This is a genomic window from Flavobacterium gawalongense, from assembly GCF_007097265.1.
Taxonomy (GTDB): domain Bacteria; phylum Bacteroidota; class Bacteroidia; order Flavobacteriales; family Flavobacteriaceae; genus Flavobacterium; species Flavobacterium gawalongense.
Map to the genome: position 1 here is coordinate 1 of NZ_VJZP01000020.1, position 15,319 is coordinate 15,319.

6 protein-coding genes and 2 pseudogenes are annotated in these 15,319 nt (G+C 32.2%); 3 read left to right on the forward strand and 5 right to left on the reverse strand.

What is annotated here, in order from left to right; translation table 11 throughout:
* Positions 1-464 precede the first annotated feature (464 nt).
* Together FNW38_RS11140 and FNW38_RS11145 are read left to right on the forward strand one after the other, a co-directional pair.
* Positions 465-1,907: pseudogene (locus FNW38_RS11140) on the forward strand (alpha-amylase).
* Positions 1,908-2,098: 191 nt separating this feature from the next.
* On the forward strand, positions 2,099-3,688 hold the full coding sequence (locus FNW38_RS11145; protein WP_143386198.1) for a peptide chain release factor 3: 1,590 nt from the start codon (positions 2,099-2,101) through the stop codon (positions 3,686-3,688).
* Positions 3,689-4,104: 416 nt separating this feature from the next.
* On the opposite strand, the gene FNW38_RS11150 is transcribed toward FNW38_RS11145, so the two are convergent.
* On the reverse strand, positions 4,105-5,631 hold the full coding sequence (locus tag FNW38_RS11150) for a RagB/SusD family nutrient uptake outer membrane protein (protein WP_143386197.1): 1,527 nt from the start codon (positions 5,629-5,631) through the stop codon (positions 4,105-4,107).
* An 18-nt stretch (positions 5,632-5,649) separates the two neighbouring features.
* Positions 5,650-8,673, reverse strand: a complete 3,024-nt coding sequence (locus FNW38_RS11155; RefSeq protein WP_185963130.1) for a SusC/RagA family TonB-linked outer membrane protein — start codon at positions 8,671-8,673, stop codon at positions 5,650-5,652.
* Positions 8,674-9,065: 392 nt separating this feature from the next.
* Between FNW38_RS11155 and FNW38_RS11160 the strand changes: the two are divergent.
* Positions 9,066-9,737: pseudogene (locus FNW38_RS11160) on the forward strand (IS256 family transposase); the annotation flags it as partial.
* Between the two features lie 157 nt (positions 9,738-9,894).
* On the opposite strand, the gene FNW38_RS11165 reads toward FNW38_RS11160, so the two are convergent.
* From FNW38_RS11165 to FNW38_RS11175, 3 genes are all read right to left on the reverse strand, one after another.
* Positions 9,895-14,055 (reverse strand): hybrid sensor histidine kinase/response regulator transcription factor, encoded by a 4,161-nt coding sequence (locus tag FNW38_RS11165; RefSeq protein ID WP_144064848.1) that lies wholly within the window; start codon positions 14,053-14,055, stop codon positions 9,895-9,897.
* Positions 14,056-14,302: 247 nt separating this feature from the next.
* Entirely contained in the window at positions 14,303-14,662 is a 360-nt protein-coding gene (locus FNW38_RS11170) for a hypothetical protein (RefSeq protein WP_143386195.1), read from the reverse strand.
* Between the two features lie 342 nt (positions 14,663-15,004).
* Positions 15,005-15,316 (reverse strand): DUF3467 domain-containing protein, encoded by a 312-nt coding sequence (locus FNW38_RS11175; protein ID WP_143386194.1) that lies wholly within the window; start codon positions 15,314-15,316, stop codon positions 15,005-15,007.
* Between the last annotated feature and the right edge of the window lie 3 nt (positions 15,317-15,319).

Genomic DNA, 15,319 nt, shown 5'->3' on the forward strand with positions numbered 1-15,319 from the left:
GTACAATCTGTGGGCTAATATTTATGCTTTATAAATGTACAAACGACGAAAATTATATTCGAAATGATTTTAGTCCGCATTACGGATAGTCATATTTTATTTAATACAGAAAAAATGATTAAACAATGACCTCAAAAAGCTACTAAAATTCTCATTTTAAGGACCGTATTCAAAAAGTTTTCAACACTACAACGTTTTCGCAAAGAATTAAAAGAGCTCCCATGTGGGTCGCGTAAGAATTTGCATAAATTAGCTAAAAAAGTGCCATTTTATATAAAAAATGAGTATAAAAATAAATTTATGTTATTTTTTTAATTCATTTATTTCGATTTTAATAAAAACAAAATTCATTTCAAATTTCACAACAAGCAGATAAACAAAAAATCAACCCTAGAATTTAAATCGCATTCTATTTTTAATTGCTACTATTATCTAACCTATATCTAACCTAAATTATTCATTTTATGAAAAACCAAAATTTTAAAATTTATCTATTATCCGCTTTACTCGTTGGCTTGTACTCGTGTAATTCAAATGACGATCTGGCAACCGATTCCGCAGCAGCAGCCTCACAATTCAAAGTAATTGACGTAACCCATCATGATGGACATCCATTCAACACTGGAAAAACGACCACTTCTGTCACAGGAAAGTATGTCGCAAATCCTGGGGGAGGCGTTATGATGCAGGCTTTCTACTGGGATGTCCCAGCAGGTGGAAACTGGTGGAATACCATCAATACCAAAGTAACGGAATGGTCGAATGCAGGTATTGGATCTATTTGGCTTCCTCCAGTATCAAAAGCACAAAATGGAGCATTTTCCATGGGATATGATCCTACTGATTATTTTGATTTTGGTGATTACAATCAAAATGGTTCTGTAGAAACCAGATTTGGTTCCCGTACCGAATTGGAAAGTCTGATAACCAAAGTACATACTGAAAACATGCAAGTATATGCTGATATTGTAATTAATCACAATAGTGGCGGCCAATTAGAAAACAATCCCTTTACAGGAACACAAACTTGGACAAATTTTACTGGTGTAGCTTCAGGAAAATTCCCTAGAACCAGCGCTGATTTTTATAAAAACTCCTATGCCAATAATGACGAAGGAGCTTTTGGAGGATTTCCAGACTTAGCGCATGTTGTACCAAATGTACAAGATTGGCTTTGGAAAAGAGCAGATGGCGTGGGAAAATATTATAAAAACACCATGCATTTTGATGGCTGAAGATTTGACTACGTAAAAGGTTTTGGTCCTTGGGTAGTGAAGGATTGGAATACCAATGTTGGCGGCTTCTCTGTTGGAGAATATTGGGATTCAAACGTAAACACATTGGAATGGTGGGCGAATAATGCCAATAGTTCAGTTTTTGATTTTGCTTGTTATTATAAAATGAACGACGCATTTGACGGAAACAACCTTAATCTTTTGAATGATGACATGATGTGGAAAAGAAACCCGTACAAAGCGGTTACTTTCGTTACCAACCACGACACCGATGAAATTTGGAAAAAAGAGTTAGCCTATGCTTATATTTTAACGCATGAAGGGTATCCTACTATTTTCTACAGAGATTATGAAGAATGGTTGAATAAAACAAAAATGAACAACCTAATTTGGATTCACAATAACAAAGCTACAGGAACCACTTCTATTTTATATACCGGTACCGATGAATATATCGCCAGAAGAAATGGCTATAATGGAAATCCAGGATTAATAGTTTATATTAATAACTCATCAACTTGGCAAGAAAGATGGATTCAGACGAACTGGGCTAATGCCCAAATCAAAGATTTTACAGGTAATTCAACTTGGTTTCCTACAACGCAAGGAGACACATGGGTAAAAATTCAGTGCCCTCCAAATGGATACTCCGTTTGGTCGATTAACATGTAAAATATAAATACTCTAGAGGCTGTCCGAAAAGACAGCCTTCTTTTTTATCAGTCATTCAATCTTTAGTAATTCCAATATTGATTCAAAATTTACCAGAAAACCATTCTCATAATTCACATAATCAATTAAGAGTATACTATTTTTTTAATTGGCATTTATAAATAGTACTTTTGCAAGCTATTTATATAAATATGGGCTTTTTAGAAGAAATACAACGCAGAAGAACTTTCGGGATTATCTCACATCCTGATGCCGGAAAAACAACACTTACAGAGAAACTCCTCCTTTTTGGTGGTGCTATTCAAGAAGCGGGTGCTGTAAAAAACAACAAAATCAAGAAAGGTGCTACCAGTGACTTTATGGAAATTGAACGCCAAAGAGGAATTTCGGTTTCCACATCCGTTTTGGCATTCAATTATAAAGACAAAAAAATAAACATACTCGATACTCCCGGACACAAGGATTTTGCTGAGGACACTTTTAGAACCTTAACAGCTGTTGACAGCGTTATTGTTGTAATTGACGTTGCCAAAGGTGTTGAGGAACAAACAGAGAAATTAGTAGCAGTTTGTAGATTGCGTAAAATTCCAATTATCGTATTTATTAATAAATTAGATAGAGAGGGAAAAGATGCTTTTGACTTAATGGATGAAGTGGAGCAAAAACTGGGCTTAACCGTTACTCCGCTAAGTTTTCCTATAGGAATGGGTTATGATTTTCAAGGAATTTATAATTTATGGGAAGAAAACATCAACTTATTTAGTGGTGACAGCCGCAAGAATATCGAAGAAACAATTGCTTTTTCAGATGTTAAAAATCCAGAATTAGAAAAGATTATTGGTGAAAAACCAGCATATAAACTACGTGAAGAATTAGAACTGATAGATGAAGTATATCCTAAATTTGATCGTCAGGATTATTTAGACGGGAAATTACAACCTGTATTTTTTGGTTCGGCATTAAATAATTTTGGAGTAAGAGAATTATTGGATTGTTTTGTTGAAATTGCTCCATCACCAAGACCTAAAGAATCAGAAACACGATTAGTTGATCCGAAAGAAGAAAAAATGACTGGATTTGTTTTTAAAATCCATGCCAATATGGATCCAAAACACAGAGACCGTTTGGCCTTTATAAAAATTGTTTCGGGAACTTTCGAAAGAAACAAACCCTATTATCACGTTCGTCAAAAAAAGAATTTAAAATTCTCCAGTCCGAATGCTTTCTTTGCCGAAAAGAAAGAAATCGTAGACATCTCTTACCCTGGCGATATTGTAGGTTTGCATGATACTGGAAATTTCAAAATTGGAGATACTTTGACAGAAGGGGAAATCATGAGTTTCAAAGGAATACCAAGTTTCTCTCCAGAGCATTTCAGATATATTAATAATGCTGATCCTATGAAAGCCAAACAACTTGACAAAGGAATTGATCAGTTGATGGACGAAGGTGTCGCGCAGTTATTTACACTGGAAATGAACAACAGAAAAATTATTGGAACTGTTGGTGCGCTTCAATATGAGGTTATTCAATATCGCTTAGAGCATGAATACGGCGCAAAATGTACGTATGAAAATTTCCCGGTTCACAAAGCATGTTGGGTGAAGCCAAATGATCCAAAAAGTGATGAGTTTAAAGAATTTAGAAGGATTAAACAAAAATTCTTAGCACATGATAAATACGGGCAATTGGTATTTCTAGCTGATTCAGATTTTACCATTCAAATGACACAGAATAAATATCCAAACGTTAAATTATATTTCACTTCGGAATTTGATTAAGGTACTTATAAAAAAAATGTCTATTCCTGAGAAAGTGATACCGGGTTAATAAAAAATAAAAGTACAATTTTAAAGAGGCTGTCCAAAAATAGACAGCCTCTTTAAAATTGTATTTTTATCTTCATTTTAGGAAACAACTCGATATGTCTCCGCCTTTGTATTGTGAAATAATATCAGGAATCTCTATTTTTTCAACTACAGAATTTATCAGTCTTGCCGAATGATTTTCTGGAATTAAAACATTTAAATCTAAATAAAAAAAATATTTATTGATGAACAGAATGGGATTTAAATACAGCTTGCATTCTCAGTTTTTATAATGCCTAAAAATACAAAATCCAACCATTTTATAAAAAAACTGCCCGAAAATCACTTTTCGGGCAGCCACCATTAACAAACAAACTTAACAAATTATATTAATAACCTGGATTTTGATCTGCACTTGTTAGCGCTTTATTTTTAGCAATTTCTGATGCAGGAATTGGATATAAATTATTTTTAGAAGTATATCCTTTACTTGATAACTCTGCAGTAGCTCTTCCCCATCTAACTAAATCCCAAAAACGCTGTCCTTCAAAAGCTAACTCCAAGAATTTTTCATTTACAATAGCGTTAAACAAATTCGCACCTGTTAAGGACGAAGACACATCAGCTAATCCAGCTCTATTTCTAATTTTGTTTAATTCTATTCTCGCTTTGTCATCTTGACCTTCCTTATTATAAGCTTCGGCTGCAAGCAACAATACTTCAGCATATCTAAATAATCTCAAGTTTGTACCATAATTTAATGCTGCAACACCACCACTGCTTGTTTCTGAAGTACGTGCAGCATATTTTGTTCTGATACCTCCTTCATAGTCCCAAGGGGTGCCAGTTAAACTTCCCCCAAATGCATTAAGTTCCGCTTCACTCATTACTGTAGCTGCTTTACGATTTACATCTCCTGCAGTATCAAAAGCATTTAATATTTTTGCTGTTGGCAAGTTAAAGCCCCATCCATTTCTCAATCCAGTACCTGTCAAATTAAAGTAACCATCACCACGAGCACCCATTAATTGTATAAATATGTTACTTTCAAAACGACCACCAATAGTTTGATTACTCCAATCGTAACCTTTTGTAGTAATAAAACCTACTTCGAATAAAGACTCTTTTCCAAATTCTGAATCTTTTAACCAAACTTTTGAAACGTCTGATTCTAAACCATGAGCGGGATTATCTATTACAGCTTTTAAATAAGGAATTGCTTCTAGCGTTTTTCCTTCAAAAACCAACACTTTCCCTAATAATGCTTGAGCAGCCCCTTTTGAAACTCTAAAATTATGTTTAACCGCGGTTTTATCCGGCAAACCAGCAATAGCATCAGTTAAATCAGCTTTTATTTGAGTATAAATTTCTGCTCTTGTACTTTTTGGTTTAGCAAAAGCTTCAGCGCTAATTGTTGTGGGATTTTCTAAACGCAAAGGCACATCACCCCACATAGTAGTTAGCTCAAAATAACACCAAGCTCTCATAAACTTTGCTTCAGCAATTGCAAAGGTCTTATTGCTTAAGTTTCCTGCTTCAACGTTCTCTATAATAGTGTTTGCAAGTGCAATTGTTTTATATTCCTTATTCCAAACAGCTTCCAAAGAGGGATTAGAAATAGATATATTTGCATAATCATCAATTTCTTGTAATTGTTTTTGATCTGTTGCATTACCACCACCGGCATTAGCCTCATCACCTGGCAGTACTTTAATAAAAAAAGCTGAATGAAAGGCCGCATTATTATTAAATTGTACAAGGTCATACAATCCAATTAAAGCTTCTTCCGTATTACTTTCACTATTAAAGAAAGTTGTACTCTCCAGCACACCTACCGGAGCAACCTCCGTAAAATCTGAACTACATGATACAGTCATAAAAAATATAACCATAACACTACATATTATTTTTTTCATATTTAATGTTTTATTTTATTAAAATTCAAGTGATAAACCAAGTAATATTTTAGCAGCTATTGGATAAAATCCTCTATCTACCCCTATACTATTATCAGAAAAACTTCCTGCTTCAGGATCCAAACCATTATATTTAGTAAAGGTAAAATAGTCGTCTAAAGACACATAAGTTCTTAGTTTTTTCAATTTCAATTTATTAGAAACTTCACTAGAGAAATTATATCCTAATTGAATTTGTTTAATTCTCATATAAGAACCATCTTTTACTATTAAATCAGTATCATATGCAGATGTTGCATATTGCGCAGCAGGATAAGACGCAATATCTCCTGCCTGTTGCCATCTACCTGTAAAAAATTCAATTGGTTTATTGGTGATCGGTCTTGAAGTCTGGTGGTAAGCTTCAAAAATATCATTCCCTTGCGTACCTTGAAATCTAATGTTTAAATCAATACCTTTATATCCAAATTGAATATTTCCTCCATAAAGAATATCAGGGTGAGGAGAACCGATTTTTGTTTTATCGTTTGATGTAATTCCAGATACACCATCGGTGTCTACAATATTTATTTTTCCTGTTGCAGGATCTATACCGTCAGTTTTGTATCCATAGAAATACCATAATGGTAATCCTTTTTGAAAACGAGTTACACCGTCATTGTTTTGTGGTGCAAGTGCGCCTATTATAAAACCATTATCACCTACATAATTAATTTCGGTAACTTCATTATGCAAGGTTGACAAATTAAGGTCTATACCATAACTAAAACCACCCACTGTTTTATCACTGTACCCCATTTCAAATTCAAACCCTTTATTTTCTACTGTTCCAGCATTAATAGAAGGAACTCCTACACCTAAAGATGGAGGTGCAATGATATTTCCATTTACAAGAAGTAAATTTTTAGTTGTTTTAACATAATAGTCAGCTGAAAAATTTAGCCTACTATTTAATGCTCGTAAATCAAAACCTAAATCCAATTGTTCAGAACGTTCCCATTCTAAATTAGCATTTGGTAAATTCCCCGGAGTAATACCACTTACGCCTTCGTAAACAACTGGAACTGTTGTAGCGACTTCTGTTGCAACAGTTTGAAATATTAAGCTGCTTATGTAAGTACTTAAATTGTTATCACTACCATTTTGTCCCCAACTAGTTCGTAGTTTTAAATAATCAATTTTCGAGCCTTCTCCCCAAAAATTTTCTTTAGATACTAACCAACCTGCAGAAGCTGCAGGGAATAACCCCGATTTTTTTGAAGTCGGAAAATAACTAGAGGTATCGTTACGCAACGAGCCTTCTAATAAATATTTACCCATATAATCATATGAAATTCTTCCAAAAACTGAGCTTCCTTTTTTTTCAACAATACTACCACCAATTACATCATTATCTCGGTTTGCATAGTCAAAGTATGCAAATTGGTCTGTTTGATCATGAATTTCCGATCCGCGTAAAGAATAAAATGGACTCTTAGTTTTCTCAGATGAATACCCCAATAATCCTGTTATATTATGATTTCCAAATTCTTTAGTGTAGCTCGCAAAATTTTCCCATAACCATTTTGAACTTCTTGAAATCTGATTGGTTAATGTTACAGTAGAATTTTGAGCTTCTGACGATACAACCCAAATAGGACTCCATCTATTATCAAACGTATTTGTTCTTTCATATCCGAATCTAGACGTAAATGATAAACCTTCTGCTAAATTCAATTTAGAATACACCGATGTTAAAATTTTATCCGTATCAATACCTCCTCTAAATCTGAAATTTGCAGATGCCACAGGGTTGACAGCCTCACCCGTTGCATAAGTTGGGTATCCGTAAACATTCCCTTTACTATCTGTCATAGCTGTTCCTGCAGCTACTCCATCTAAAGCTCTTTGTGGTAAAGTTCCTGTATAAATTACTGGCGTTAATGGATCTATAACTAAAGCATTAGTTACAACTCCACGTGTTGAATCATCTTCAGCAATTGGTGAAGACCCTATATTTGAATAGGTTATATTAGAACCTATTTCTAGCCAATTATTGACTTGACTTTTAAGATTAAGTCTTCCTGTAAATCTTTTATAGTTTGAATTCTCTCCAACAACTCCATCTTGATCCATATATGAGCTTGAAAAATAGTAAGACGTTTTCTCGTTAGCTCCAGAGATACTTAAATCATGCCTTTGTGTAGATGCATTTTGAAAAATTTCATCTATCCAATTTGTATTAACACCGTTATCAACTACATGGGTTCTTCCTGCCTCTTGGAAATAGGTTACAAATTGAGACGCATTCATCAACTTCATACCAGTCCTAACTGATTGAGTTCCTAATTGCGTGCTGTAACTAACTACTGCTTCTCCAGGCTTACCTTGTTTAGTTGTAATAATGATAACTCCATTTGCTCCTTGTGTACCATAAATTGCAGAAGATGCTGCATCTTTTAAAACCTCCATGTTAGCAATGTCATTTGGAGAAATATTATCTATAGAACTTACTTTCATTCCATCAACAATATATAATGGATCTGAATTTCCATTAGAACCAGCGCCTCTAATTCTAACTTTAGAACCAGAACCTGGGGCCCCAGAAGAAGAAACAACGGTAACACCTGATGTTTTACCCTGTAACACGGACTCAACACGTGCTGATGAAGAATTTTGAATATCAGCAGAACTAATACTAGAAATTGCCCCTGTTACTAAACTTTTCTTTTTAGTACCATAACCGACAACTACTACTTCATTTAATTCAGCTGAATCATCTTCCAACAATACATTAATTGGAGATTTCCCTTTGTAATTAATCTCTTGGGATTTAAAACCTACAAAAGTGAAGACTAAAACATCTCCATTCTTAGCATTGATTTTAAAAGCCCCATTAAAATCTGTTTGTGTTCCTACAGCAGTACCTTTAACCGATACATTAACACCTGGAATAGGACCTGTTTTATCGGATACAGTACCCGATACTGATTGAGCATAAATAATACTTCCAAATAATAAGAATACTGGAAGTATTAGTTTTTTTAGCAGTTTGTTTTTCATAAAATATTTTTTTTGGTTAGTTTTAGCACTATGAGATTTAATTTAAAAAAAAGGATCAATGTGAATAATTAAAAAGTGCAATGAGAGCATCTAAATAGTAGTATTTCAACAAATTAATTCAATTTAGAAAATTTAAATTCCATAGTTTGACAAATCAAAAGAAAATACAAGAATTTAAATATCAATTTTAAAGCAAAGACTATAATTTTTAAAGCTATTACGCATTTAATTAACCTTTAAGCGATATTTTTATAAACGATGCAACAATTTTTATAGTCTTAAATTCCATTTTAACTATAAAATATCCCTTTGCAAACGACCTTCTATGATATTTCGATCCTATAATTGATTTATTTACATATCCAATAAACCATTAGAAGACCTTTAATTAATTGGTTTGGATGGATGGCATTGTTTTTAAAGTTAGAGAAGGCTCAAAAGTCATCAACAAAACCATCTTTTTAACCTTAGGCCCCAACAGAAAAGGATAAAAAAGAAGATTTGGGGATGCGGCTCGGCAAATACGAAAGCAGCAGTTTTTGGATGAGTATCTTAACCGATTTAAAAGCTTGTGTTGTTGAAGACAGAAGTGTTTTTCCGAAATCCCAAACACAAATATGCGTGGTTCATCAAATTAGAAACGTTTGTAAACACATTGCTTGGAAGGACCGTAAGCAATTTACTGCCGATATGAAACTATCATACGCTCCAACCAACCAAACAAGCCGCAGAGCTGGCTTTAAAAGATTTTACCGACAAATGGGAAAATAAATATTTTTATGCTCTCAAATCCTGGCACGATAACCGGGAGGAGCTAGCGGTATTTTTTGACTTTCCAATTGTAATCCGAAAAATCATTTATGCCACAATTTAATTGAAAATCTTACTGGTAAAATCCGAAAATACACCAAAAACAAATTGTCATTCCCCACGGATGAGGCAGTTCTAAAATCAGTATTTTTTTGGCTTTAAGAGAAGCAACCAAAAAATAGTCCATGCCCATTCAAAATTGGGGAATTGTTTTAAACCAATTTACCCTTATATTAAAAAAAAAGGCTCCGATTATAAAATCGAAGCCTGACTTTTTAACTTACACACTTTTGGGGAGAGCGTCGTTTTTATTACATATCCATTTCAACTTACACACTTTTTGGAATAGTGCACTTGGTGGGTTTAAAAATGAGGATTCTACACTGATTTTCTAATCGACTAAACCAATCATCAGAGCTCGTTTTTTTTGATTTTAACATCTGTAGGTAATATTCCAAAGTAACTCTTAAAGCATTTTGTAAAATAAGAAGGAGAAGAAAATCCAGTTTTATAACATACTTCGCTTATACTTACATTGTCCTTTTCTAAAATTTGTTTTGCTTTTTGAAGTCGAACATTTCTTAAAAACTCATTAGCGGTCTGGTTGGTGAGCACTTTAATTTTTCTATAAAACTGGCTTCTACTCAATTTTAATTGAGTTGCAAGTGATTCTACATTTAAATCCGGATTACTTATATTCTCTTTAATATAGTTTAACACTTTCTCAATAAATTCTTTATCTAAGGATAATGTTTTAATTCCCTCAGGCACTTCACTAATTAAACTAAAATATTTATTAAAAATTAACTGCCTGCTGGTTATTAACTGGGACAAGCGCAACCTTAACAACCTCATATCAAAAGGTTTAACCATATAAGCATCTGCACCCACTTCAATACCTTCTATTCTATCTTCGATTTCAGTTTTGGCAGTAAGCATTAATACAGGAATATGACTTGTTCTTAAATCTCTCTTTATATTTTTACAAAAATCGAACCCATCCATTTCTGGCATCATGACATCTGTTAATATAATATCCGGAAGGAACTCATTAGCTAAATCAATTCCACTTTTTCCATTATTAGCAACTAAAACCTTGTACTCATTTTCAAGTTCTTTTTTTAAATAATCTCTAAGTTCGTAATTATCTTCTACTATTAACAATGTATATTTATGTAGATTTTCATCTATATCAATTCCCTTTTCTATTTCAAGATATGTAAGTGCTTGTTTCTTTTTAACTTGAACCTCTATACTATCTAAAAGTATTTCATTATCATCAAAATGAGACTTGCCCATTGGCAATATAATTGTAAAAGTAGTTCCTTCTCCTACTTTACTGTCAACTTCAATTTCGCCTTTATGTAACCTAACAAAATCTCGAACCAATTCTAAACCAATTCCTGTACCTCCGTAATAACTTTTATTTAAATTTTCAACTTGATAAAAACGCTCAAATATTTTTTCCACTTCTCCTTTTTCAATGCCCGGCCCCGTATCAGAAACAATAATCTCTACCGCTTTTACCCCCTCAGTTTTACTTACTAAAGGTAAATGGAATAACTTATCCGTTGATTGAAGGTTGATATTGATTGTCCCACCATTTGGTGTTACCTTAATAGCATTTGATAGGATATTGAAAATAATCTTTTCCAACATATCTGCATCACTCCAAATTGATAGATCTGCTACATCTGAATCTAGATCAAATTCTATTCCTTTGATAGATAATTCTTCTCTAAAATGGATTACAACATCTTTAATAAAATCCACTAAATTTAATTTCACAGCTTTAACCTTTAATTTATTTGATTCAAGTTTTTTAAAATCTAATAGCTCGTTTATCAACCTATAAAGTCTATTGGTGTTTTTATGAACAATATTAAGCTTTTCTTTTGTTCGTGTTGCGAGGTTTAAGGTATCATCTCTAATAATATCGTCAATAGAGTTCATAATTAAGGTAAGAGGTGTTCTTAATTCATGGGATATATTAGTAAAAAACTGAAACTTTTTTTCATTTAAAGCCTTTTCTTGCAATCTTTTATTTTGTTCTAGAATTATTTCTTTATTTTTATTCAACCTAATAAGCATCATCTTATTAAAATAATAGCCCCCCAAAAGCAACAAAACAACATAAGAGAACAAAGCCATATTTGACTTCCACCAAGGTGGTAAAACAGTTATTTTTAGTTCTAATATTTCTTTATTCCATTTACCATCACTATTGGCAGATTTTAATTTGAATATATAATTACCCTGTTCCAAATTTGTATAAGTGGCACTTCTTAATCTACCAACATAATTCCATGATTTTTCTAAACCTTCAAGATAATAAGCATATTGATTCTTTTCGGGTCTTGTATAGTTAATGCCTGTATATTCAATAGTAAATACAGATTGGGTATTATTTAAAGTAATACTCTTCGTTTCACCAATAACACTTTGAAGGGGCGACCCTTTCTGATTGGTCGTAACCGTTTTATTAAATAACTTAAAGCCTGTTAAATATAACGATGGTAAAACATTATTAACTATAATATTTGAAGGGTTGAAATAATCTAATCCAAAATAATTACCAAAATAAATGATTCCTTGTTCATCTCTAAAAGTAGCATTTCGGTTAAAATCATTAGAAAGGAGTCCATCATTTTTTGTAAACCTAGTAAACGTATTGGTTTTAACGTCTAATCTTGCAACCCCTGAATTTGAACTTAGCCAAATATTCCCTTCTAAATCTCCAATAATACCCACTATATTATCGGCTTCTAAACCATTTAGTTTGTTATACCATTTAAAACTATCTGTTTTACCACTGTATTTACACAAACCAGCACCTTTTGTTCCAATCCATATTGAACCGTCTTCTCCTTCATATAGTGACCAAATAAAGTTAGCTTTCGCATAATTTTTAAATTCTTTAGACATCCTATTAGCCATAGATACAATAGAAAACGTATTCCCTGCTAACTTTTTAATCTTAAACAAACCTATATTTGTTGTCGCTACCCAAAGATTACCTTTTTTATCAACCAATACTTTAGACACATAACTATCTGAAATACCATATTTTAAAAATGGCCCTGATCTGTAATTTATAAATTTTCCTGTATCCGGATTGAACGAATGCAGACCTTTATCCCGACTAGCAAACCAAATAGTTCCTTCTAAATCTTCCGTAATACTTATAATATTATTGGAGGTTAAACCTCCACCTGAATTCTTTACAGTGAAATTAATGAATTTTTTATCGCCATTCTTTAAAAAATATACCCCTCCGTTCCAAGTACCAGCCCATATATTTTGTTTACTGTCAATAAGTAATGCTTCAACATAATTATTGGTCAGTCCCGAAAACACCTTATTTTCTGTAGAACCAATATGAGTATACTGACTCGATTTAGGATCAAAAACATCAATACCTCCTCCATCCATAGCTATCCAAAATCTATTAAAACGATCTTTTACAATAGCAGTAACAGAGCTTATTTGTAATGAATTAGGAATACCAGGTATACTTTCTAGATTTTCAAACTTATCATATAACTTGTCGTAAACACCAATTCCTGCATTATAATACCCCATCCATATACGTTCATTACGATCCAAAAATAAAGACCAAATAGAATTAGATAGAATGTTTTTTCTTTCGGATTTGCTTGATAGATAATGATTTAAAATTTGCCCATTGGAATCAATATGAAATAACCCTTCATTCTCCGTACCACACATTAAGGTTTTGTCGGGTAAATTAATAATTGATAAAAGACGATTTTGTGAAATTTGAAAATGATTTATCTCTAATAGATGATCTTTACTATTATCATTGCTCTTAATTTTAAATAAGCCTGTAGACATAGTTCCAATCCATATATTATTTTTTTCTATTAATAAACATTGAATAGGGTCATTAATGGACTTAATCCCTTCTTTATTTTTAAAAACAGAACGTCTAAGTGTATTTGTTTTAGCGTCAAACTCTTTAAGACCTCTATCAGTTCCAGCATATACCTTTCCCTTAGAATTTACCTTAAGCGCATTTATCGTAATAGTTGAAGTTAAGTTAGATTCTTGACATAATATTTTTTCAACCTTAAAATTATTTAAATCCATCTTGAATAATCCTAGTTCTAAAGTACCAATAAATAAGTTCCCCTTCTTATCTCCTATCAAACTCTTAACCACTACATTTCTTTTATCTTTTTTGAATTCAGATAAAAGAATTCTTTTAAAACAATCATTCTTGTAGTCGTATAAGTTGAGTCCTTCGTCTGTACCAAACCATAATCTGTTCTTATTGTCAAGATAAGAACAATTGATAGTATTATTACTTAATGAGGTAGGATCGTTTGGTTTAAATTTATATGTCTTGTAATCACTACCGTCAAATTTATTTAATCCAGCTCCACCGGTACCAAGCCAAATAAAACCGTAATGGTCTTGAATTATTGTAGGTACGCCAATTTGGGAAATGCTTTCTTTTATATTAACAAATCTATACTTTTCAATTGGTTTTTGAGACCAAATAGCTATGGATAACAACACTAAATAACAAACAAAAAAATTTTTTTTCATATTACAACACCCCTTTTTCAAACTAAATATAGCTAAAATTACCACTTTAAATTTTATAAATCATTTAAATTATAGTAACAAATTAAAATTATTATCTTTAATGACTATTTTAGTCTATTAACTGTATCAATTATTTAGGCTAGACAAATTAAATTGTGTATCGCTATTTCAGGACGGGACACATAAAAAAAACGCTAACTTATTAAAGTTAGCGTTTTTTTTATGTGGGTTAAAAATCAATTTAATCTTAAGTTAATGAACTCTCTAAATTTACTGCTTTTTTCAAAAAAGCTTTAATTAACAATCTATTTGGAGCCATTCCTGAAGTCATAATTTGTTTCTTTGTGTTCATTCCCTCTGTTGAAATCGTACCGTTAGGATCTTGTTTTGAACCCATGAACCAAAGCACAAAATTCATATTATTAGAAGAAGTACTTGTTGAAACATTTTCTTGTTTTGTATTACCGTTAACTTCAATTGTAGTTATATCAACCACATTTTTTGTAGCTTGAGCAAAAACAGAAGTATTTGATACTAAAATAAAAACAAACAAAATGACACCGTTCATAACGGATTTTTTATTTGATTTTAAAGAAAAATATTTCATAACAATTTGTTTTTATTAAATTTAATAAGATGTTTCCCTTATTCTTAGACGAAACTAAATCATTAAATTTTCAATAAAAAATATTTTCGATGAAGCACCTTAATAATCGTTTAAAGCACAAATTTGTTATTCATGCATGAGATTTAATGGTCAGTTACTATCAATTTGTAAATAAAATTTAAAAAATAAAAATTGTGTGTTATAACAAGGACAATAGGGACTACAAAAGAAGAAACCATATAAATTCCCTATTATTGATTTTAAAAAAACAATAGTAATATCCAAATTTACATTTTGATAAAATAAAAAAGGCTCCATTTCTGGAGCCTTTTTTAAAGAATATTATGCTTGACCCGCAGGACCAAAATTAAGCGGAATTGGTGCTTGTTCAGTGTCTTTTATTTCGCCATTAGCGACTTCAAAACGGTGAATGTTTTCTCCAATTGCTTTCAACAATCTTTTAGCATGTTGTGGTGTCAAGACAATTCTTGATTTTACCTTAGCTTTAGGAATACCGGGCATGATGCTTACAAAATCTAAAACAAACTCTGATGAAGAGTGATTTATTATTGCCAAATTGGAATAAATTCCTTCGGCAATTTTTTCGTCTAACTCAATGTTAATCTGTTCTTGTTGTTGATTTGAATTACTCATATC